Source organism: Candidatus Hydrogenedentota bacterium (assembly GCA_013359265.1).
GTDB lineage: Bacteria > Hydrogenedentota > Hydrogenedentia > Hydrogenedentales > SLHB01 > JABWCD01.
In genome coordinates this window covers 18,140-40,253 of record JABWCD010000023.1, presented here as the reverse complement: position 1 = coordinate 40,253, position 22,114 = coordinate 18,140, and the positions used below count along the sequence as shown (strand labels likewise).

Here is a 22,114-nt window from a genome sequence, read left to right as displayed (position 1 = left end):
CATGGCCGTGGCCGGATGGAGGACGTGAGTCATGGCGATGAAAGCCGAAAAGGGCGGGCGCGCCTCGAGGGCGGCGGCCGGCGCGAAAAAGTCGGGGACGTCGCGGCGGGTTTCCGCGCGCGGGGCGACCTTCGACCTTGACGAGGCCGTCGCGGCGGAAACGGCGCCGGCGTCGCGGAGTTTCACCGCGACTCTCGCGAACGTCAATATTGGGCGCGCGGTCGGCGGACGCGTGCGCGACCAATACGTGAACGACTTCCTTCGCCAGCTCATCATGTTGCTCGAAGCGGGGACGCCGCTGTTGCGTTCGCTGAACATTTTGTCGACCCGCGGCGAGAAGGCGAGCGTCCGCGCGCTGGTGGCGGACATTGCGCAGTACGTCGAGAACGGGAACGCGCTGTGGCAGGCGTTCGAGCGGTGGCCGCGGAATTTCCTTCCGGTCGAGATCAATCTCATCAAGGCGGCGGAAGCGAGCGGTACGTTGAACGTCGTCCTGAAGCGGTTGGTCATATACCGTGAGCGGCGCTCGATGCTTGCGAAGCGAATCAAGGGCGCGATGTGGTACCCGGCGATCCTCGTCATTACGTGCGTCGCGGTGCTGTTCCTGCTCGCGAAGGTCGTCGTACCGGAATTCCGCGACCTGTTTTCGCGGCTCGACATTTCGCCGGACAAGATTCCGCCGTATACCACGTTTGTCATGAACACGGCGGAGGTCATGACGTCTTTGCCGGCTATCATTATTATCCTGGCCGTGTTGATCGGCGTGCCGGTCGCGTACGTGTTGGCGGTGCGGCTGGTGCCGGGTTTCCGCTACATGATGGATCATATCAAGCTGCGGTTGCCGCGCGTGGGCAAGGCCATTACGAAGAAGTCCGCGGTGGTTGACATGACGCGGTCGATGGCGCTGCTGTTGCGGAGCGGTCTGTCGATGATGGTGACGCTCGATCTGGTTCGCGCGAACGTGCGCAATACGGCGGTCGCGGCCGTCGTGCAACAGGTGCGCGATTCCGTCGAACGCGGCGAAGGCATCGAAGAGCCGTTGCGCCGGGCGAGCGGGATCATTCCGCCGGTCGTCACCGACATGCTCGTGACGGGCGAGGACTCCGGTCAATTGGATCAGATCGCCGAACATATCGCCGACACCTACGAAGAGGAAGTGAACATTACGATCGGCACCATCGGCGAATTGATCCAGCCGATCCTGACGATCTTCCTCGGCGTTGTTGTGTTGGTGCTGTTTGTCTCGCTGTTCATGCCGATGCTCGCGGTCATCAACGACCTCATCAATCAGGCCAGCGGCGCCGGCGGCGACTAAGCGCGTATAGCTCAATTCTTTCAATGCCCCCGAAGCCCGATGGCTTCGGGGGTATTTGCTTTTGGCGCCTTTCCCTCGTGGGGTGGTTTTCGCTTCACCTCGTTCTGATCTATAGCCCATCGTGTTGCACTACTGCGATTCAAGTTTGAGCACGAGGACAAGTCACGAGCACGCGGTGCAGCCGACCTTGAAACGCCCTACTTGGCGTTGATCGCGACGGGGACGTAGACGCGGCTTCCGCCGGGCGCGTCGGTTTCGACGATGACGATGGTGGACGCCCGGTCGGGCGAGGTGGGGTCCAGCGCGGTGACCTCGATTGCGGCAGGTGTGTCCGCGTTGGTCTGTTCGGGCTGGACGACTTCGACCTTCACGACATCTTCTTCGAAGCCGATGTTCACGATCTTGAGTTCCTTACCGGTTACCGGGCGTAAGACGACGCGCTGCTTTGCGCCACCGCGCAGCGCGACGGTCGCGGGTTCCGGGTGCACGGATTCGCCCATGCGGAAGTAGACGGGGATGGCGGTAATCGGCTGGTCCTTGCTGTCGGTCATGACGTAGACGGTGCCGGATTGAGGGCCCGCGCCGACATTGTCCGCTGTATGCACGGCGACCGTGTGCGCGTTCGGTTGCGCGCCTTTAACGACGACGGCTCTTACCGCGCCGACGGCCATCGCGCCGAGCAGCTTGGGCAGGGGCGCGCCCTCCTCGCTGGCGCGCACGGTGATTTCGGAGATGCGTTGTCCGAGCGCGTGCGGAATCTGGGGACTGATGATCGCCGGGGGCGTGACGAGGAGGTCGCCGATGACTTCGCCGTGGAGCGGCGCGGTGATTTGCGCTTCCTCGCCGGCGACGCGCACACGCGCTTCGATCGCGCCCTCGACGATACCGAGCGGCACGTCGGGCGCGATTGTGAACGACGCGACGATCAGGCGTTCGTTGCCGCGGGTTTCTTTTTTTGTGGATACACTGACACCGGGGTGCGTGGATTTGATGTCGATGAGTTCGATGTCGTTCTTCGTGTTTCCGGGCGCGAACTCGAGGGTTTTGCCGATCGGTTTGCCGCGCGGGACGTAGCCCCACACGATGCCGTTCGGCGGGCGCACGACGACCAACGCTTCGATAAAGGCCGTCACATCGAGGGTGAGCGCGGGATTCTCGGGATCGTCCGTCATAATCGCGACAACCGCGCCCTGCGGACCGACGCGGTCTTTCGAGTCGTAACGGATCGGCAGTTGGATGGTTGCGCCGGGTTGCACGGTCGCCTTGTCCACGGGCGGTTTGTCGAACAACACGCAGGGGCACGATGCGTTGACGCGAAGAATGGTGAATGGCGCATCGCCGTCGTTTCGCAGCGGGATCGTTTTCTCGCCGATGTCGCCGCGGAGTATGGTGCCGAAATCGAGCTTCTCGATGCCGAGCACGGCTTTGGGGCCGGCGTGCGCGCTTTGGGAAAGGGTGCACGCGAGGGTGAAGGCTACAATGGACATCATGGACTTCGTGGACGAACTGGACATCCTGGATAAGACCCCTTATGAAAGCCGGGCCTGCGAGGATTCGATACCCGCAGGCCCGGCGATCCGAAAATTAGGACCTATTCACATTAGAACCGCGATGCGTCGTACGTGATGTTGGCGAGCAGGTTCTGGCCGCTGAGGTCCGGATGGAAGCAGTCGACGTCGCTGAGGTTGCCGCGGCTGAACGTCCACTCGAACACGTCATCGTCGAAGAGCACGCCAAGCTGCGCGCTGGCCGTGCGAAGCGCGTTGTTGTACTCGATATTGCGGGCGTCGGCCTGATTACGCTGGGTGGAACCGTTTCGGAGGACGTTGTCGCACCACTGGAACGTCGCCCACTGAAGCAGGCACCCGAGATTGTACTTGCCTACGTCGTACACGCGCTTTACGCGAACGACCTCGGTAACCAGAATCTTGGCGCTCGGAAGTCCCGCCTTTAGGGTGTTGATTGCCGTTCGGAAGTTTGCGTCGTAGCTGGCGACGGAGGTCATTTCCGCCGAACTGTCGGCGCACACGTCGTTGCCGCCCATCTGGATGACGACGTACTGTGCGCCGGACGCTACGGCCGCGTTTGCCTGGCCGGGAAGGTCGGCCATGTTCGCGCCGGATTCGGCGAGGTTGTACGTGTTGCCGCTGATGGCGGGGTTTGCCGCGAGGATACGTTCGTAGTGGCTGTTTACACCGTCGGACGACGAATAGCCCGTGGACCAACTGTGCTCGGGCTGACCGTAGGAAAGTCCGCCGATGGAATTGTCAGCCAGCGCGGCGCGCGTGATGCTGTCACCGAGACCGGCAATCGAGTTTGGATACGCCGCGTGGGCGGTATTGGACAACGCTAACGCAACCGCGAGGGCCGCTACACACATGATTCGATACTGCATGGATCGCGCTCCCATATTACGTTTGAGGTTTATTGTTTCCCCGACTCACAGACCATTGACCAGCCCTGTTTTGCCTTGCCGACACACCCCCTTTCTCCTGCGTGACATGGATCGTCCCAAGGAAATGTGAAAACTCGATTAGAAGACCCCGGCCAGCAGGCCACGAAGTGCGCGGAACAAACATGGAACGCGCCGGTCGCAGCCCCCGCTGTACTCAGCCCGATCGAAAAGCTAAGCTAGCACAGGTAGTGTGATCTGTCAAGGCATTCGGTTAAACAATTGACACATACCGCAGCAAACCGAAAATCTGCTGCCGGTTACGGTGCTAGGTCGAGTTCGGTGGTCACGCCATCGGCGACGGTGACGGGGGTTTTGGTGAGACGCATGCTGTCAATTGGGTCGCCGGCGTCGTCGTCGGGGGTGAAAGCTACGGCAATGATGGTGTAGGCGCCCGGTTCGATTCCTTCAACTCGGAACGCGCCGTCTTCGGCAACCTCCGCGTGCCCCGCGGCCGAGTGGCGTAGCGCGAGCAGCTCCTGCACGCTGCCAGCGTCGGCGTCCGGCTGTCCCGCGACAACGATCACTTCCGCGTGTTCGCCCTCGGCGAGTGACGTCACGCGGCCGGCGATTGCGGTTTGCGCGTCGAGCGCGACGTCGTGCTCCGCGTCTTCTCCGTCACGCAGAGGAAATGTGATCGCTCGTTTCAGCACGCCCGTCGGCTGGTTTGCGATGATCTCGACGTACGCCACGCCGGCGGGCAGGCGTTCCGCTCGGTACGCGCCTTGATCGTTCAGCGGCCCGCCGAACCGTTTGTCGCCCGAGCCGGTGCCGATTACACCGCGCACTTCGCCGTCGATCACCGGTTCGCCGTTCATGGTGACATTCACGGATACGGAGGCGAATGCGGGCGCGAACGCGATCGTCACCGACGTGATCTTGCCTGTCTCGACTTCCGCCGCCGCCGTTAATCGCACCTCGGATGCGGACCCGCCGTCGTCGCTTGGGAGAATCGCCATGACATCGTAGGCGCCGCCGCCGAGTCCGCTAACCATGAACCGTCCATCCGCGTCTGTTGTGGTTTGCCGGTATTCCTCGCTGCGGAAGGACGGGTCCTGGTTCGAGCCGGGCTGCGTGTTAATGTGGATGCGTGCATTCGCGGCGGGCGCGCCGTTGTTTGTCACCACGCCTTCGATTGCGCCGCCGGTGGCCATGACCAATCTGACGCGGGATTCAATTCCAGCGGCGGCGGTTACGTCCGCGCGCGCGAAACCGTACTCGGGATGGACAGCGGAAACGACAAGTGTGGCCGCGGGAAGATCGTCGATAGTGAACGCGCCATCGGCATCGCTGCGCGCGGCGTCCTCGAGGGATACTCCGGTTGTCCCAATGACGATGGCCGCGTCCGCCACCGGTACGCCGCGATCGGTTTCCACGATGCCGGCAATTGTTGCGCCGCGTGCGAGGCGTATGACGATACCGTCGATCGATTCCCCCGGCGCGACGGCGTCGCACGGCGCAAAGGCGCTGCTGTGTCCTTTCGCGCGCGCGGCCACCGCGAACGGTTGATCGCTCAGCACGTCGTTGATCTCGAATGCGCCGGAAGCATCGGAGACCGGAGACCACGCCACGGAACTGCCGAGACTTCGCGCATTCCAATCCGCGGCGTTCTCTGGCGGCGGGAAAACGAATGCGACCTCGAACGCGGTGACGGGGGCTCCGGTGGATGCGTCGACGACGATGCCGCGCGCAGCGCTCATCGGTTCGAGCGCCAGTACAACGTCGTCGGTTCCGGGCGAGACGTTTTCGGCGGCGGCCTCGTTGAAGTGGGGCGCATTCGCGCTGACGCGATAGGTGCGCGATGTGTCGAGGCCGCCAATCGAGAAGCGGCCGTTCGAATCGGAGGTGGTCTTCTTCGCGCCGAGATTGGGATCGTACGCCGCGATTTCGGCCCGAGCGACCGGCGCGCTGGTATGATCGGTGACGGCGCCGGAGATGGCGTTGGGGCCGTGCGATTGGGGCGCCGGCGCTGTTTCGGGTTCGAGCTCTGGCGTTGATAGGGAGGGAGTGCTTTCGGCCTGTTCCAGCACGGGCGTTGCGGGCGACGCCGCGGGTTTCGCGGATTGAGGCTCCGGAGACTGGAACGCGTACCAGACGAATCCGAATAGCACGACGAATGCTAAGAGCAAGATTCTGGCGCGTATGAGTGACCGAAGCATGTTGGGCCCAGTGGGAGTAGTTGTCATGCCCCGTGGGGCGCCCGTCAAGGATGAAGCGCAAAGCGGAGCTTTTCAAGAGGGCGTTACGAAGTGGAAACTTCGTAACGAGTGTCGCGAGTAAAACGCGCTCGCTCCGTTTGATTTTTTGGCGATTTTCCCGCTATCGTTTGGCGCTCTTTGGGTGCACCCCGCCTTGTTGTCACGAAAGGACGCGGCATGAAACTTCACGAATATCAGGGCAAGGACTTGTTCCGCCAGTACGGCATTCCGACGCCGCCGGGCGAGGCGGTGAAGACGGCGGTCCACGCGGTGCGGGCGGCTTCCGTCGTGGGCGTGCCGGTGGTGCTGAAGGCGCAGGTGCACGTAGGCGGGCGCGGCAAGGCGGGCGGCGTAAAAGTTGTCGAGAAGATTACGGACGTGGAGAAGGTCGCCAAACAGATTCTCGACCTGACTATCAAAGGTTTGCCGGTCAAACAGCTCCTCGTGACGCCGGCGGCGAACATTGCGAAGGAAGTCTACCTCAGCATTCTCATCGATCGCGGCGCGCGCAAGGCCGTGTTCATCGGTTGCGCGGAGGGCGGAGTCGAGATCGAGGTGACGGCGAAGGAATCGCCGGAGAAGATTTTGCGGCTGGAAGTGCCGGCGGCGGAGTTGCGCAACGGCACGGCCGCGGACTACACCGCGTTCGCATCGAAACTGTTCAGCGACGCGGATCAAGCTACGCAGGCCGCCGACATCATGGCGAAGATGGCGAAGCTGTTCGCCGAGAAAGACTGCTCGCTGGTGGAGATCAATCCGCTCATTGTCGATGACAAGGGCCAGGTGATCGCGCTCGATGCGAAAGTGTTGCTCGACGATAACGCGTTGTTTCGCCACGAAGACCTGGTCACGCTGCGCGACATGGATTCCGAAGACGCTGACGAACTCTCCGCGAAGGAAGGCGGACTGTCGTTCATCCGCCTTGACGGCAGCATCGGGTGCATGGTGAACGGCGCGGGCCTCGCAATGGCGACGATGGACACGATCAAGCATTTCGGCGGCGAGCCCGCAAACTTTCTCGATGTCGGCGGCAGCTCGAACCCGAAGAAGGTTGTCGCGGCGTTCAAACTGATTCTGAAAGACCCGGATGTGAAGGTCATTCTGATCAACATCTTTGGCGGCATCACGCGGTGCGACGATATTGCGCGGGGCATTCTCGAATCGTTGAACGAGTTCGACGTGAAGGTGCCGATCGTCGTGCGGCTCATCGGCACGAATGAGAAGGAAGGCCGCGCGTTGCTGGAGGGCACAAAACTGACGCCTGCGACGACACTCGAAGAAGGCGCGACATTGGCGGCGAAGTTGGGAGGCAACGCGTGAGCATTCTTATCGATAAAGACACGAAGGTCATCGTGCAGGGCATCACCGGGCGCGACGGCTCGTTTCATACGCAGCAGATGATCGAGTACGGCACGAAGATCGCCGGCGGCGTGACGCCCGGCAAGGGCGGACAGACGGCGTGCGGCGTGCCAGTGTTTAATTCCGTTGCCGAAGCGGTGAAAGCGACGGGGGCGACGGCTTCGGTCATGTATGTTCCGGCGGCGTTTGCGAAGGGAGCGATGCTCGATGCGGCGAACTCGGACATCGAACTGCTCGTCGCGATCACGGAAGGCGTCCCCACGCTGGACGTATTGGAGGCGTACGAAGCGCTGACGGCGAAGGGCATCCGCCTGATCGGACCGAATTGCCCGGGGCTCATTACGCCGGGCGCGTGCAAGATCGGTATCATGCCGGGACAGATTCACAAGCCGGGGCGCATCGGTGTCATCTCGCGCAGCGGGACGCTGACCTATGAAATTGTAAAGGAACTGACGGACTCGGGCCTCGGCGAATCGACGTGCATCGGCATTGGCGGCGATCCGATCATTGGAAGCAAGTTCGTCGATCTGCTTCCGCTCTTCGAGGCGGATAAGGACACGGACGCGGTCGTGCTCGTGGGCGAGATCGGCGGGCAGGACGAGGTGATCGCGGCGGAGTACTTCACGAAGAATATGAAGAAGCCGATCGTCGGCTTTATGGCGGGCCTGACCGCGCCGCCGGGACGCCGCATGGGCCACGCGGGCGCGATTGTCGGCGGCGAGGACGACACGGCGGCGTCGAAGATCGCGAAACTCGAAGCAGCGGGAATCCCGGTCGCGCGGATTATCAGCGACGTCGTGAAGTTGGTGAAGCGGGAACTGAACTAGAGCGTTTCACGGTCGGCTGCACCGCGTGCTCGTGCTCTTGCTTGTCATCGTACTTGATCTTATCGAGTATCGAGTGCGAGTACGATGACGACACACGAGCAGGAGCACGAAACAAACTGTGCTCTCAAACTTGAATTCTTCTAGCCGCACGAAATCTTTAACCACGGAGACACGGAGAATGCAAAACAGATACTCAAGAGTATCTCCGTGTACTCCGTGTCTTCGTGGTTTTCTTTCTTAGATGCAAGCCTGTGTTCTACACGCCGTTGGCGATCTTCGGTGCGAAACGGCCACCGATCCCAAGCCCCGCGTGGGCGAGGTGCTCGTGCGCGTGGCGGCGTGCGGTGTGTGCGGTTCGGACATTCCGCGCGTGTACAAGACGGGTACCTATCGGTTTCCGCTGATTCCGGGACACGAGTTTTCCGGCACGATCGTTTCCGTCGGCGACGGAGTCGACGCGTCGCTGATTGGAACGCGCGCGACGATCTTCCCGCTGATTCCTTGCATGAAGTGCACGATGTGCGCGGCGAACGAATTCGCATTGTGTGCCGACTACGATTACCTGGGATCGCGGTCGAACGGCGCGTTCGCGGAATTCGTTTGCGCGCCCGCGTGGAACGTACTTCCCATTCCGGACACGCTTTCGCTCGAGGAGGCGGCCATGACTGAACCGGCGGCGGTGGCGTTGCATGCGTTGGGTCATGGGGGGGTGAAAGCGGGCGACGTTGTGCTCGTCATGGGCGCGGGGCCGATCGGGCTACTTGTTGCGATGGCGGCGCGCGCCTTCGGCGCCGGGGCGGTGATGCTCGCGGATATCGACGAGCGCAAGTTGGAATTCGCGCGGACGCTTGGATTTGCGCACGTATGCAACCCGCGTATAACGGCGATCGCGGACGCGATGCGTGCACTTGATTGCGCCGGGGCGGACGTCGTTATCGAAGCGTCGGGCAGTTCCGTGGCGTTCGAGCAGTGCATGGCCGCCGCGAGACCGTTCGGGCGCGTGGTGCTGCTTGGCAATCCCGAAGGCGACATGAGCCTGCCGAAAGATGCGTACTGGGCAATCCTGCGCAAACAACTGCGCATCGTTGGTTCGTGGAATTCGTCGTACAACCCCAGCGGGTGCGACGACTGGCATACGGCAATCGAGTTCATGTCGAACGGAAAGTTGGATGTGACGCCGCTCGTCACGCACCGCGTCGGGTTGCCGGAGCTTGCCGGCGCGATGGAGAGAATGCGCGACCGCTCGGAGTTCTCAAACAAGATACTGTACGTTAATTCGATCCGGTAAATGGGTCGTATCACAGCAACGACGACAAGGACCCAAGGGACGCAAATGCACCGCTTGGACGGTTGACACATTTCGATTTGTTCCGTTGGTCGCAAAGCTCTCGTTTCTCTTTTCGACTTCCTCGTAGTCCGCTTGTTTTGCTACACTTTGCGCTCGGCGCGGTGAAATACGGGGGTTGCGGTTTCAGATGACCGATCCAGACGACGACATCGATCGTTCGCCGCGCGAAGGCGCTTTCGACGCGCAGCTTTCTTTCGCGGTGCCGTTTGTCGAGGCGCCATCCCCGATCCAATGGATTGTGAAGCGCGATGGGCGCGAGGCGCCGTTCGAGCAGCGGAAGATTGCCGATGCAATCTTCAATGCGGCCCACGCGATCGGCGGCGAGGATCGGGACCGCGCGGAGAGCCTCGCGTCGGGCGTCACGATTTACCTCGCGAAACGGTTGAACGGCGCGACGCCGACGGTGGACCACGTACACGACGCGGTCGAGCGCGTTTTGATCGAGATGGGCCACGGCCGGACGGCGTTGGCGTATGCGCGCTATCGCGACCAACGCGCGCGCCTGCGCAAACTGCGCAGCGGCGACGTGAGCGCGATTCTCAAAGAACTCGACGAGGCACGGGAACAGCGCGATGCGCTCGAACCGGCCCTTCAACAACCGCTGTTCGTGCGCACGAGCGACGAACGGCTCGCGGGATGGGATCGCGAACGCATCGTGCAGGCACTGGTCCGCGAGGCGCGCTTGCCTGAAGGCGACGCGCGACGTGTCGCGGCGGAGGTGGAGGTGCAGGTTACGCGGGCGGGGCTGACGACGTTGACGGCCGCGCTCGTGCGCGAACTCGTGGACGCGAAACTCGTCGAGCTGGGTCTCGAGCGGTTCCGCGCGCGGCACATGCGGCTAGGCGTGCCGTTGTACGACGCGGAACAGATCGTCTGCACGCCGAACCAGGGGGAAGTGGAAGGGCAACAGGACCCGTCATCGACAGACATCGCACTGGCACGGCGCGTGAAGCGCGAGTTCGCGTTGTCGGCAGTGCATTCGGCTGAAGTCACCGAAGCGCACCTGCGCGGCGATATTCATTTGCACGATCTCTCGCAGGTTGACCGCTTCCACAGCGCGTGGCATTCGCTCGAGTTTGTGAAGCGCTTTGGGCTCGCCATTTTCTCCGGCAGCCGGTATGCGCCGCCGCCGGAGACGGCGGACGCGCTGATCGCGCAAACGTCGCGGTTCAACGCGGCGATGCAGCGGCACTTTGTCGAGGGCACGCGTTGGAGCGCGTTCAACGAATCGTTGTCGCCGCTGCTGCACAGCGCGGCGGACATGGACCGCATCGCGCGGCTCGCGCTGTTCGCGATGATGACGCCGGGGGCGTTGCGGCCGGCGACGATTGAATTCCGATGGGACCAGGCGAACATCGCGTCGTGCATGTTTGCGATGCAGTTCGCGGAGGTCTGGGGCGCGGCGATCGATGAAGGCAGCGCATTGGCCATTCCGTGGATCGCCGTGCGCGTGAACGCCGAAGCGCTGGGTCAGCCCGATTTTCGCGTGTGGCTCGAATCGCTGCTCGAATCGCCGGAGCGCCGCGCACGTGTGACGCTCGCGTTCGATCGCCGGGCGGACACCGCGCCGAACCCGAATTGGCCCGCTCGCGATGCGATTGGCGGGATCGTTACGCTGAATTTGGCGCGTGCGGCGTACGAGGCTGGCAACGAGGACGCGCTCTGCAACTCACTTGCGACGCGCGGGCGTGTGGCGCTCGAAGCGCTCGCGGAGAAGAAGGGATTCCTTGAGCGCTTGTTTGCGTTTGGCGGTATCGGCCCGCTCGCGGCGCTGGCGTTTCGGCATGGGGGCATTGCGTACGCGGACCCGCGGCACGGCCGGTACGTCCTTGGCGTGACCGGTCTCAACGAGTGCGTGCAGCACCTTACGGGCGACGCGCTGTACGGTTCTCCCGAGTCGGCGGCGTGCGCGCAGCGAGTGGTCCTCGCTCTGCGAAATGCGGCAGACGCTTATTCGCCGACAGGCATCGACGTTATCGTGGCCGCGTACGAAGGTGAGGCGTGCGCGCGGCGGTTGGCGCGGCTTGATCTGCAATTGCATACAGACTGCGCCCGGGCCGTAGTCAAACACGATCCGATTACGCGCGACGCGACGTATACGCCGGGTATCGGTACGACGATTTTGCCCAACACGAAAGACAGATTTCGCGAGGAGGGCGCGCTGCACGATTTGGCGGGCCCCCATGTTCTGGCGCCGGTGCGCGTGGAATCCTCCGGTATGGCAACGGCGGAGTTGATGAGTACTATCGAGTTTGCGTTCGCTCAAACGCAGTGCTCTGCAGTGCAGTTCGTGTGCGAACGCAGGCAGATGGATTTCGATTCACTGTAGCGCGGCGTCCGGCGTCATCGCGATGCCGTATGGCTCGATCTCGAGCGGTTTTTCCACGCCGGGAATCGATACCGTTATCGGATTGTCGCTGAAGTTGAGGACGGCGAATGCGCCGGTCGCGAGCACGCTGACATAGACCTCGTCGGAGTGCTCCGTGTTGAGCATGGCGTGTGTGCGCCGGTCGAGGTTGGGCATCGACTTCAATGCGTTTGCGACGCCGCGCGCGAGGCGTTGGGGCGGCTCGCGGTCGTCGGGCACGAACACGACATTCCCGTTGCCGAAATCTCCGGTCATCCAGGCGTCCCACACGTTCGTATCGCCTTCGACGGTCATGACGGGGGCGCCACGCCAATCGGAGCAGATGAGCGTGCCGCCGCCGCGCACCCATTGGTCGATGGCGTTGAGCGCGTTCGCCTCGACGACGAAGTTCCAGGGAACGATCAACGCTTTGTAACGCGGGAGCGCACCGTCGAGGATCATGCGCTCGCTGCAGAAGTCGAAATCGAACAGCGGGCGGAACGCGGCGATTCGCGTGTTGAACGTGAACGCGTAGAGGTTGCGGAACACGCTGTCATCGAGCTTGCTCATCGTGTCGGGGTAGAGCGCGGCGATCTCGATGAGCGGTTCTGCGCGGCGGTCGAGCAGTGGCGCGTACTTCAGCCAGCGATCGATCGCCTGATCGTTGTTCACGAGATTGCCGTGGTAATAGAAGAGGTGCTGGCCGTTGTTCACGAGGATGTTGAACAGGCGGCCCATCACGCCGCGCGCGGAACCAAACCCCGCGGGTTCCGCGCCGAAGGGTACGTCGTAGAACCGCGCCGCGGAGGTGGGCATGCGCGTGGCGTAGAACGTCTGCACGTAGCTGTCCACTTCATTGGTCGATCGGATGCCGCCCTTGATTTTCGCCATGCTCGCGGTTTGATCGGTGAAGTCCGTGCCCGACTCGACGAAGCCCCATCCGCCGGACGATTGATAGATCGGTTTGTCGGGCATGGCCTCGCGGGCCCAGACGGCCCAGCGTTCGCACCAATCCGTCATCGCGCCGAGGTACCAATCGACGAAATCTTTGCGTTGGCGGCGGCTTTCAGCGAATTGCGGGATGAAAGGTTTGACGTCGGAAAAGGACGCAAAGGACTGAAGGGAACCAAAAGGCGGTTTCCACGCCACATTCAACGCTTCGATTGTTGGGTATTTCGCTTTTAGGAAGTCTTGGAAATGCGCGGCAGCAAAATCGTCGCCGGCCCACCAGCCGATGTGGATGTGTTCCTTCTCGCCGGCGAAGCCCAGGTTTCCGCCCGCGGGATACTGCGATTCGCCGTAGTTGCCGCTGGGGCCGAGGCGAATACCCAGCAGCGCATCCGTGTCGCCGTAGTGTTCGCCGAATTTCTTTAGAAACGTTTGCGCATATGGCGTGTGCACTTCCGTGAAGATGGTCTGAATGTTGTTGGACTTGTTGTGTTCGAGGCATTTGAACCCGATATTCTCGGGCGAATCGTGGTACCAGGCGGGGATCGTGTATGCCGACCCCGTCACAACCAGGGGGAACCATTTCAATCCATGTTTCGCGGCGTTCGCGGCGAATTGATCGTAGAAGCTCCAGTCCCACTTTCCCTTTTCGCGCTCGATGGCCGACCACTTGACGTAGACCTCGACCGCATTAAACCCGAGCGCGCGCATCATCGGGCAGAGTTCGTCCATCTGCGCGGGTAGTCCCGGTATGTTCGGGATCGCGGTCGCGTCCGTACTGAGACTGACGACCAATTGCATCGGGTTCTTCAACGTGAACTGCGGGTTTGGCAATTGCGGGATTTCGCGGCGCGCCTGCTCGATAGCGTCCGCGGGCCGGTCCGTCGTGAGCGTCACGCGGAGGAGCGACTTCACGCCTTCGATCTGGATATCGCCGCCGTTGCGTTGACGATGTTGAAACGTGGGCGCGACAAGCCGGAACACCGCATGCCGCAATTGACCCGTGCCCGTGGCGGTATATCCGGCCAATGCCGTCGCGTTTGCGTACGCGGCCGGGCGGTACACGTTTGGCTTAGCGGGATCGCTGTCCCGGTCATACCGAACCGCAACCTGCGCAATGTTCCAGTCGAGGTGCTCGATGATCAGATACGCGTCGTTGCCGCCGCGCGGAAATGATTGCGGCACGCGCAGGCGTATGCCATCGCGCTCGAAGTAGTCGGAGTTCTCGATTGGCGCGAGCACCGAGCCACCGTCCGACGTTTGGCGCATGACGGGAACGTCATCCACGAGCTTCAATTCGTTCGACTCTCTATTGGCGTCGAATTGGATTGTCTCCGCGCGCGCGACCGGATGGATCGCAGTCGCGAGAGCTATTGTCGCGACTGACGCGAACGCTCGTAGGAAATGCCGGTGATACGTTATGTCCATGGAATTTGCCCCTCCCCCGAAAAAGTGCGCATAGAATACCGAAACAGCGGGGCTTAACGACAGCGACGAGGGTGGGACGCCGGCTCGAATCCCGGCGCGGTTGAACGCTATAATGAGACGTTTTTCGTATCCAACCTTTTCTCAGCGGGAGCCAACGCACCATGAAGACGAAGTCCGGCAGCGGCAACGGCCGCAAGTCCCTCCATCGCGTGTATTCTTCGCAGATCACCGAATCCGTCGAGCGCGCGCCGAGCCGCGCAATGCTGCACGCGGTAGGGTTTTCGGACAAGGACTTCAAGAAGTCGCAGGTGGGCATTGCGTCGACGTGGAGCATGGTGACGCCGTGCAACATGCACATCAACAAGCTGGCGGCGATGGCGGCGGAAGGGGTCAATGCGGCGGGCGGCAAGGCGGTCGAGTTCAATACGATTACAATCTCCGATGGCATCTCGATGGGCACCGAGGGCATGAAGTATTCGCTGGTGTCGCGCGAGGTGATCGCGGATTCGATCGAGACTGTCGCGGGCTGCGAGTGGTTCGACGGCCTCGTCACCATCGGTGGATGCGATAAGAACATGCCGGGGTGCATCATCGCGATGGCGCGGCTTAATCGTCCGTCGGTGTTTGTTTACGGCGGCACGATCATGCCCGGCAAAGTGCAGGGCAAGGATGTGGATATCGTATCCGTGTTCGAAGCCGTGGGCGCGCACGCGCGCGGCGATATCGGCGACAAGCAGTTGAAGGAGATTGAGGCGAAGTCAATCCCCGGACCGGGTTCCTGCGGGGGTATGTACACCGCGAACACGATGGGGTCCGCGATTGAAGCGCTGGGCATGAGCTTGCCGAACAGTTCCGCGCAGGCGGCCATTTCCGAAGAAAAAGCTCGCGACTGCCGCAACGCGGGCGCTGCGGTGCTCGATCTCATCAAGCGCGGAATCCGCCCGAGCGACATCATGACGAAAGAGGCGTTCGAGAATGCGATCGCGGTAGTCACCGCGCTCGGCGGATCGACGAACGCTGTGCTTCACCTGATAGCGATGGCGCATGCGATTGGCGTGAAGTTGACGCTCGAGGACTTTACGCGCGTAGGCAAGCGCACGCCCGTGCTCGCGGACCTCAAGCCGAGCGGCACGTATGTAATGGCGCGGTTCGTCGAAATTGGCGGACTGCTGCCGCTAATGAAGACGATGCTCGACGCGGGCCTGCTCCACGGCGATTGCCTCACCGTTACCGGCAAGACGATCAAACAAAACCTTGCGGGTGTGAAGCCGTACCCGAAGGGACAGACCGTCGTGCGGCCGCTGTCCGATCCGATCAAAAAAGATGGCCACCTCGTTATCCTCTACGGCAATCTCGCCCCGAAGGGCGCCGTCGCGAAAATATCCGGCAAAGAAGGATTGAAGTTTACCGGCAAGGCGCGCGTGTTCAACAGCGAAGAGACGGCGCTGAAGGCGATTCTCGACGGTACGGTGAAGAAGGGCGATGTGATCGTGATCCGTTACGAAGGTCCGAAAGGCGGACCGGGCATGCGCGAGATGCTCGCCCCGACGTCTGCAGTCATGGGCAAGGGCCTTGGCAAAGATGTCGCCTTGATCACGGATGGACGGTTCTCCGGCGGAAGCCACGGGTTTGTCGTCGGTCACATCACGCCCGAGGCGCAGGTTGGCGGGCCGATAGCGATTATCAAGAATGGCGATCCCATCACCATCGACGCGCAGAAGCGCACGCTTAACCTCGACGTTCCGAAAGCGGAGATTGACAAACGCCTTAAGGCGTGGAAGGCGCCTAAACCGCGTTACACCCGCGGCGTTCTCGCGAAATACGCGAGTGAAGTGAACACCGCATCCGAGGGCGCGGTAACCGATGCGATGTTGACGCTCGCGTAGCCGACCCGCGGACCGCCCGGCGCAAGCATGAGCGGCGGTGAACACCCGTTCCCCGCCTCCGACTACTTCCTGATCAGCCAGACCTCAGGCACCTGTACGGCGCGGCCGGAGACGAGTTGCCATTCGAGTTCGAGGGCGCCGTCGGCGGTCGCCTCTGCGGGGATGTCGAATTCCACCGGCCAGATGGGTTCGGGTTGTTGCATCGGTTTGTGGATTTCGTGTTTGCCGTCGGCGACAAGGCGCAACTCGGGATTGTACCGGCTGTGATACGTCACGCGGACTTTGTATGCGGCTTTTGTGTCCAGCTTCTCGTACTTCATCTTGAGCGACGTGGTGCCGCCAGCTTCGACGTAGTCCATCCACGAATACTTCAATGGCGCGATTTCCTTGGTCTGGTTGTCCATGACGCGGAAGAAGGCATCGAGCGGGGATTCTACAAAGCCCGGATCGTCTTCATACGGCGCCCAACCCACGACGTGGGGTTCGCGTCCAATGTGGCCGAGATCGTCGTAGAACCCGCCGGGGCCGGGATTTTCCCAGTCTACGATCGTGTCAATCATCGCCAATTGTTTCGTTTTGTCCGGTTCGCTCAGAATTTTTTTGAACTGTACCTCAAGCCAGAGGCGATCGTTCAGTGGCATGTCCACCTTGTCGAGCATCGCGCCGCGTTCGGGATTGCGCGCGAAGTACGGCGCATCCACGCTGAGTTGGTAGCCGATGCTCTCGTGCATTTGCGGGCCAAGCGCGAACATGAGTTCACGCGTTTTCGCGCCGGCGGTATCCGAATCGGCTTTGGCCAACGCCGCGCGCGCATTGTTGATCGAAGTCTCAACGCCGTCTGAAGCCGCCCGTATCAATGCGGCGTACGCTTCTTTCTCGTATTGTTGCTCAGCGATTCCGCGCTCGCGGACGTGGGCGTCGAACGCGGCGCGGCACAGGTACATCTGGTAGCGCCAATTCTTGGCGAGCCGGCCGTCTGTGCGCGCGCCGATTTCCTTCCACAACTCGAGGGTCTTTTCGATGCCCTTGTTTTCGAGCGGCGAACCGCGCCAGTTCTCTTCAAGTAGGCGCAGGGCCCTCGCGACGTCCGCGGCGACGTCGCGGCCGAAGAACACGCACCCATAGTCGTGGAGTACATCGTCGACACTGGCGTTCGGGTCCCACGCGAGCGAACTCCACAGCATCTTGTTCAGGTCGTCGTTGTTGCCGTCGGAATAGGCGACAAACCCGTCGGAGCCTTCCGAGGTTGCCTTGAAGATAATCGCTTCGTCCACGGGCCGTGGGTTCGGCGGTTCGCGATCGAGCGTTTGCGAGAAGAGCCGGTGCCAATTCGGCACGGGAAACTGGCAGCGCAGGCTGTGCGTAATGTCGGGGTAGGTGCGAATCAGATACTGCTTCGGCAGGCGCCGGCGCGTTTCTATGACTGTGCCGGGGCTGCGCGGCCCATAAACGAGCCCGCGAATCTTCTTCGGCTGGTTCTTGGAAAGGTAGTCGGTGAAAATGTCGCCGACATCCGGACCGAAGCGAAACTTTTGGTTTGACACCCACACGTTGGCGTGCGGGAACTTTGCGTGAAGCACGTCGGCCATGCGCTCGAGCCAGGGAAACAGGTCTGCCGGCTCGGTGTGGCCGGGGTCGCCGCCGGGGACCATGATGTGAGTGATCTCCGCGGCGGCATCGAAAAACTTCGCGCGGTCGTCAAGCTCTTTTTGGGCGACTTGCGGGTCGCGGACGTCACCTTCGAGCGGCATCCAGAACCAGACGTCCATGCCGTATTTTTTCAGCAGCTTCGTCAGGTCGACGTTCATGTCCCACTGCCTGCGCGCCATGACCTTGCCTTCCACGAACTTCGGGTCGAGCGAGGTGATGAGTTCGACCGAGTTCGTGCCGAAAATGATGAGATCGCGGATGTATTGTTCGTAGGTTTCGACGGACCACGCGTCGTACGTGTTCGCCGTTTCGCGGTAGCCCATCTGATGACCGCGCACGCGCTGCGCCGGGGCAGACGTAACGTTGACCGTATCGGACAACGAAATCTGGCCCGGACCCAGATCGAGCAGACGGATCAGTTTGCCGACGCCAAACAACACGCCGCGCGGATCGTGGCCCAGCACGTAGACAGTGGACGATCCGGCGTTGGCGTAAATCGCGTATGCGTCCGCCTGCGCGCGCAACGATACGACGGGGATGTCGATGGGTACTGCAGGCTGCTTCTCGCGCACGCACAGTACAATGGTGGTTTGGCCTGGCACGAGGTTCGCGACCGGCTTCAGGCGGGTGCCGGAACGCGCTTCGACTTCGTCTTGCAGCATGTCCGCGGCGGCAGCCACGACGGGGTCGGAAGAAGCGTTGAGCACGGCAGCGTTAGACAGGTCCAACGCCGCGACGCGCGCCGACGACGCAATGGCAAGTATTAGGAGAACGGACACATGATTGCAGCGCATTACGACTCTCCCCCTTTCGGGCGTTCGCCCATGAACTCACGGAGTGGGCACGCGCCCGCACACACCAATCCAAACCGAAGCACCGGATTCGCCGATATAAAAGGGAAGAATGGTCGGGGCGACTGGATTCGAACCAGCGGCCCCCTGCTCCCAAAGCAGGTGCGCTACCGGACTGCGCTACGCCCCGACGTTCGCCGCGTACTTTACCACAGGAATGCGCACCAGACGAACTCGAAATCCGGTCACAGGGTTTGACATACCCCCCATCGCTTGCTAAACTATCTATTCGACGAATATGACGCGGGGTGGAGCAGTCTGGTAGCTCGTTGGGCTCATAACCCAAAGGTCGTAGGTTCGAATCCTACCCCCGCTACCATTTTAGTATCAGGGACTTACGGTGATCTGTGAGTCCCTTATTTTTGGCTGTCTGTATCTCGCTTTGCTACTTGTTATGAAATCCTCCGTCTCATTGTCTCTCTCCCTTCTACGCGGTAGAATCTTCTCTTGGATTTCGGTTCCCGCCAAATCCCTCTAACTTGATCGCTTTTCCCAGACAGAACGCATTACTTCGGCGTTGCCTTCCTATCTAATCGCAAAGCGGATGAATTCGACGCCAGATATCAGTCTGTGCCGTCTTCTTGACCTTTGCTCATTCGCTGGGCTACACACCCAGAGGTTGCCGGTCTTGGTGACTACTAGTTCCGAAGCCAGGTCCTCTTTCTTCTGAAAGTATCCCCGCCGGCTCTGACGGGGGATATTCACTTGGTAAGCGGAGCCGGCCGCGCGGTCTGTTCCTTGGACGGGAATCGTAAATCAATTCAAGTTTGAGTATGGCGCCTGTTTCGTGCTCGTCATCGTAATCAATTCTTTCGAGTATCGTGTGCCAGTACGATGGCGACTCACGAACACGATCACGCGAACAGGTACAGCCATTCTTGAACTGCTTTAGCTGAATTCGGTCACGCCCGGCTGGGGTGGCGGCGTGAGATCAATCTTGGTGTCCCAGTCGAGGTGGTCGGGGACGAGTTTTTGCTGCGAATTCAGAGCCTGCTCCCAGGTGATTTCCTGGCCGGTGTAGGCCGCCATGCGGCCCATGAGCGCCATGAGGCTCGTGTGGGCCATGCGCTGTCCGTCGTTGATCGGACTCCCGGCGCGGATCGAGGCGAAGAATTCATCTTGCTCCTTCTGGTGCATGCGGTCTCGCTCGCCGCTGAAGGTCCAGGGGTTCGCGCCGGTGATGACCGGAACCGACCCTCTTCCGATTGTGCAGACGCCGTCTGAGCCGATGATGTAGTCGGCGTTTTCATTGTGGCAGCCGTCCTGCGCGCGCACGCCGAGGAAGCCGCGCACGCCGTCGCTGTATTCATAGGTGATCTGGCAGTGGTCAAAGGTGTTGCCCTCCCCTGGGAACTGCCGGCCGCCGACACCGACCGCTTTAATTGGCATCACGTCATCCATCCACCAAGCCATCTTGTCCGCGCTGTGCCCGCCGGACAGCCCGATGCAGAGGTCGCCGCCGAGCCAAAGAAAGTCCGCCCAGTCGCGAATCTGCCATTCGAGGTCGGTCCACTCCGGACGGCGCTCGCCGCCGTAGTGCTTGTTGAAGCTCTCCCGGTAGTAGGTGGCGTACACGGCACGCACGTTTCCAATGGCTCCCGCTTTGATTTGTTCTTTCACGGCGCGGGCGGAGTTGTCGTAGCGCCAGCAGAAACCCGAAAGGATGCCGAGTCCCTTCTCTTTCGCTACCAAGGAAGAATCGAGGAAGGAACGGATGCCGGGGGCATCCACGGCCGCAATGCACTCCGCAAAGGCGTGCTTCCCGGCCTCAATAGCGGCCTTGAGGTGCAGCGGACGAAATGCGGGCGGCGTGGCGAGCAGGACAACGTCCACATCGCCGGCGATGACGTCTTGATACGCGTCGAAGCCAAGAAAACAGCGGCCCTTGTCCACTTTTATGCGGTCCGGCGCGTGTTTGCGCAGCGTTTCCAAACTGGAGGTGAGCCGATCTTCGAAAACATCGCCCATCGCAACGACGGCGGTGTTCGCGTCGGCATTGAGCGCCTCAATGGCCGCGCCCGTGCCGCGGTTGCCGCAGCCGATCAGCCCAATGCGCAGCGTTTGTGTGTTTGGCGCGGCGGAAAGGATCGCCGGAAAGGCCAGACCGCTTACCAGCGGGCCAACGGCGGCTTGCTTCATGAAGTCTCGGCGGTTGGATACCTGGGGGCGTAGGTTCATGGGTTCAGGGCTCCGTGGTTAGAGTGTCCGAGGGTTCCGCAAGAAATTTGTCATAGAGAGCAAGCGGCTGCGACATCTGTTCGTCCAACGGCGTGAGGACGAGCCGCACCTGCGCGGTGCGCAGGTCGCCGGGCACGAGATCATCGCCGAAGACGAGGAAATCCACCGCGCTATAGGTCGTCGCACGGTCCTCTATGCGGGGCGTGTAGTAGCGGGCGCTAATGGCGGAGCAGGCGGCGCGTTTCATCATCAGCACGGCAGCGTGCTTCTTTTCCGTGTCGGTCATGAAGGTGACCGGATGCGCGTAATGCCGCATAGGAAAGAAGGGAGCGACATTCGCGCCCAACTCGCTGCGGTCCCAGCGCCCGTCGAGTGGACGGCGTGCTGCGTGCGCATCGCGGGGAAACACAAGTGAGCACCCTCGATACACCTCACTGAATCCCGGAACCACGAGGTCGGCCTCCGGCGTTTTCCCGTCAATCATTCGGCGCAACAGGTAGACATGCGGGACCATCGCTTGGTCGAAGTAGTTCGGCAGCAGCAGCTCGTAGCCCGCATAGGTTCCCTTCACCCGCAGCGTTAGGTGCAGATCGATCGTGTCAGGGCCGCTCACCGCGTAGCGCGCGGTAATCTCGCCCTGATGGTTCTCGGTCGCCGGCCAAAAAATTTCCACGGTCGTGTCGGTGGATTTCACCTCGCGCGACGTCAGGCGCGGCGTGCCCATACCGAGATTCACGGCCATTAGCTTGAAAAGGTTCAGCACGGAATAACGCGAATCGTTGATCAGCTTCCCCGATCGCTTGTCGAAGAGACCGGCCACCCCGTGGTACGGCCCTTCGGTGACGATGCTGCCTGACATCAGCGGCGTGTCGAAGTCGAATGCGCCGGTCTCGGCATTCTTAGTGAGTCGGGCCGGCTGAGTCCCTTCTTGCGGAGAAGGCGTCGCATCATCGGCATTGACCAGACCTGGCGCGTTCAACCCGAGCAGACTCACGCCCCCAATGCGCAGCAACTCGCGCCGGCTCACGAGCGGCCCGCCGCCGTGTTTGAAGCGGGTTACTGGTCTGAACAGGTTCACTGGACGGCCTCCAGCCGTTGTACGGTGTCCCAAATGACTTCGCGATCCGCGGTGTCGTATCCGTGAATCAGTCCGTCTCGCATGCGCGAAACGGCGAACCATGGAATCTGCTGGAAATCATCCCGAAATTCTGAAGTGAGGCGCTTCGCGGCGTCGGCGCTGGCCATTATCCGGTGTTGGGCAGCGAAGTGCAATGCCCTGAAGGCATCCTCCGGGTTTCCCAAGCTAACTGGAATCGTGATACCTCTC

At 61.5% G+C, this 22,114-nt stretch carries 13 protein-coding genes, 2 tRNA genes and 1 pseudogene; 7 read left to right on the top strand and 9 right to left on the bottom strand.

From position 1 onward, the window contains the following. The first annotated feature begins 31 nt into the window (after window positions 1-31). Window positions 32-1,315, top strand: a complete 1,284-nt coding sequence (locus tag HUU46_18820; GenBank protein NUM55698.1) for a type II secretion system F family protein — start codon at window positions 32-34, stop codon at window positions 1,313-1,315. A gap of 197 nt (window positions 1,316-1,512) precedes the next feature. Here the strand turns inward: HUU46_18820 and HUU46_18815 are convergent, their stop codons facing one another. The 3 genes from HUU46_18815 to HUU46_18805 form a co-directional block, all read right to left on the bottom strand. After that, window positions 1,513-2,829, bottom strand: coding sequence for a DUF1573 domain-containing protein (locus HUU46_18815; protein ID NUM55697.1), 1,317 nt, complete (start codon window positions 2,827-2,829; stop codon window positions 1,513-1,515). An 86-nt stretch (window positions 2,830-2,915) separates the two neighbouring features. Next, window positions 2,916-3,710: an SGNH/GDSL hydrolase family protein gene (locus tag HUU46_18810; GenBank protein NUM55696.1), complete on the bottom strand. Its 795-nt coding sequence runs from the start codon at window positions 3,708-3,710 to the stop codon at window positions 2,916-2,918. Window positions 3,711-4,027: 317 nt separating this feature from the next. Continuing rightward, on the bottom strand, window positions 4,028-5,896 hold the full coding sequence (locus HUU46_18805) for a carboxypeptidase regulatory-like domain-containing protein (GenBank protein NUM55695.1): 1,869 nt from the start codon (window positions 5,894-5,896) through the stop codon (window positions 4,028-4,030). Window positions 5,897-6,142: 246 nt separating this feature from the next. Here HUU46_18805 and sucC point away from each other — a divergent pair, with 246 nt between their 5' ends. From sucC to HUU46_18785, 4 genes and pseudogenes are all read left to right on the top strand, one after another. Then, complete coding sequence (sucC, locus tag HUU46_18800; GenBank protein NUM55694.1) at window positions 6,143-7,285, top strand: ADP-forming succinate--CoA ligase subunit beta; 1,143 nt, start codon at window positions 6,143-6,145, stop codon at window positions 7,283-7,285. Then, window positions 7,282-8,151 (top strand): succinate--CoA ligase subunit alpha, encoded by an 870-nt coding sequence (gene sucD / locus HUU46_18795; GenBank protein NUM55693.1) that lies wholly within the window; start codon window positions 7,282-7,284, stop codon window positions 8,149-8,151. Before sucC ends, sucD begins: the two co-directional genes overlap by 4 nt. 178 nt (window positions 8,152-8,329) lie before the next feature. Then, window positions 8,330-9,439 (top strand): annotated as a pseudogene (locus tag HUU46_18790) (galactitol-1-phosphate 5-dehydrogenase). A 187-nt stretch (window positions 9,440-9,626) separates the two neighbouring features. Next, entirely contained in the window at window positions 9,627-11,828 is a 2,202-nt protein-coding gene (locus tag HUU46_18785) for a hypothetical protein (GenBank protein NUM55692.1), read from the top strand. Here HUU46_18785 and HUU46_18780 read toward each other — a convergent pair. Next, complete coding sequence (locus tag HUU46_18780) at window positions 11,820-14,222, bottom strand: beta-galactosidase (protein ID NUM55691.1); 2,403 nt, start codon at window positions 14,220-14,222, stop codon at window positions 11,820-11,822. The genes HUU46_18785 and HUU46_18780 overlap by 9 nt on opposite strands. A gap of 161 nt (window positions 14,223-14,383) precedes the next feature. Here HUU46_18780 and ilvD point away from each other — a divergent pair, with 161 nt between their 5' ends. Beyond that, window positions 14,384-16,108 (top strand): dihydroxy-acid dehydratase, encoded by a 1,725-nt coding sequence (gene ilvD, locus HUU46_18775; protein ID NUM55690.1) that lies wholly within the window; start codon window positions 14,384-14,386, stop codon window positions 16,106-16,108. A gap of 62 nt (window positions 16,109-16,170) precedes the next feature. Here ilvD and HUU46_18770 read toward each other — a convergent pair whose 3' ends face one another. Both HUU46_18770 and HUU46_18765 read right to left on the bottom strand, forming a co-directional pair. Beyond that, window positions 16,171-18,552 carry a hypothetical protein gene (locus HUU46_18770; GenBank protein NUM55689.1) on the bottom strand — a complete coding sequence of 794 codons (2,382 nt, stop codon included), beginning with the start codon at window positions 18,550-18,552 and terminating at the stop codon, window positions 16,171-16,173. Between the two features lie 110 nt (window positions 18,553-18,662). Then, window positions 18,663-18,739, bottom strand: a tRNA-Pro gene (locus HUU46_18765). Window positions 18,740-18,851: 112 nt separating this feature from the next. Between HUU46_18765 and HUU46_18760 the strand changes: the two genes are divergently transcribed. Beyond that, window positions 18,852-18,928 (top strand) — tRNA-Met (locus tag HUU46_18760). Between the two features lie 569 nt (window positions 18,929-19,497). On the opposite strand, the gene HUU46_18755 is transcribed toward HUU46_18760, so the two are convergent. From HUU46_18755 to HUU46_18745, 3 genes are read right to left on the bottom strand one after another with little or no spacing between them, the layout of a single operon-like run. Next, window positions 19,498-20,787, bottom strand: coding sequence for a Gfo/Idh/MocA family oxidoreductase (locus HUU46_18755; GenBank protein ID NUM55688.1), 1,290 nt, complete (start codon window positions 20,785-20,787; stop codon window positions 19,498-19,500). A 4-nt stretch (window positions 20,788-20,791) separates the two neighbouring features. Further along, a complete protein-coding gene (locus HUU46_18750) occupies window positions 20,792-21,865 on the bottom strand; it encodes a hypothetical protein (GenBank protein NUM55687.1) in 1,074 nt (357 codons plus the stop codon). Then, a complete protein-coding gene (locus HUU46_18745; protein NUM55686.1) occupies window positions 21,862-22,032 on the bottom strand; it encodes a DUF86 domain-containing protein in 171 nt (56 codons plus the stop codon). The genes HUU46_18750 and HUU46_18745 overlap by 4 nt, the downstream gene beginning before the upstream one ends. Window positions 22,033-22,114 lie beyond the last annotated feature (82 nt).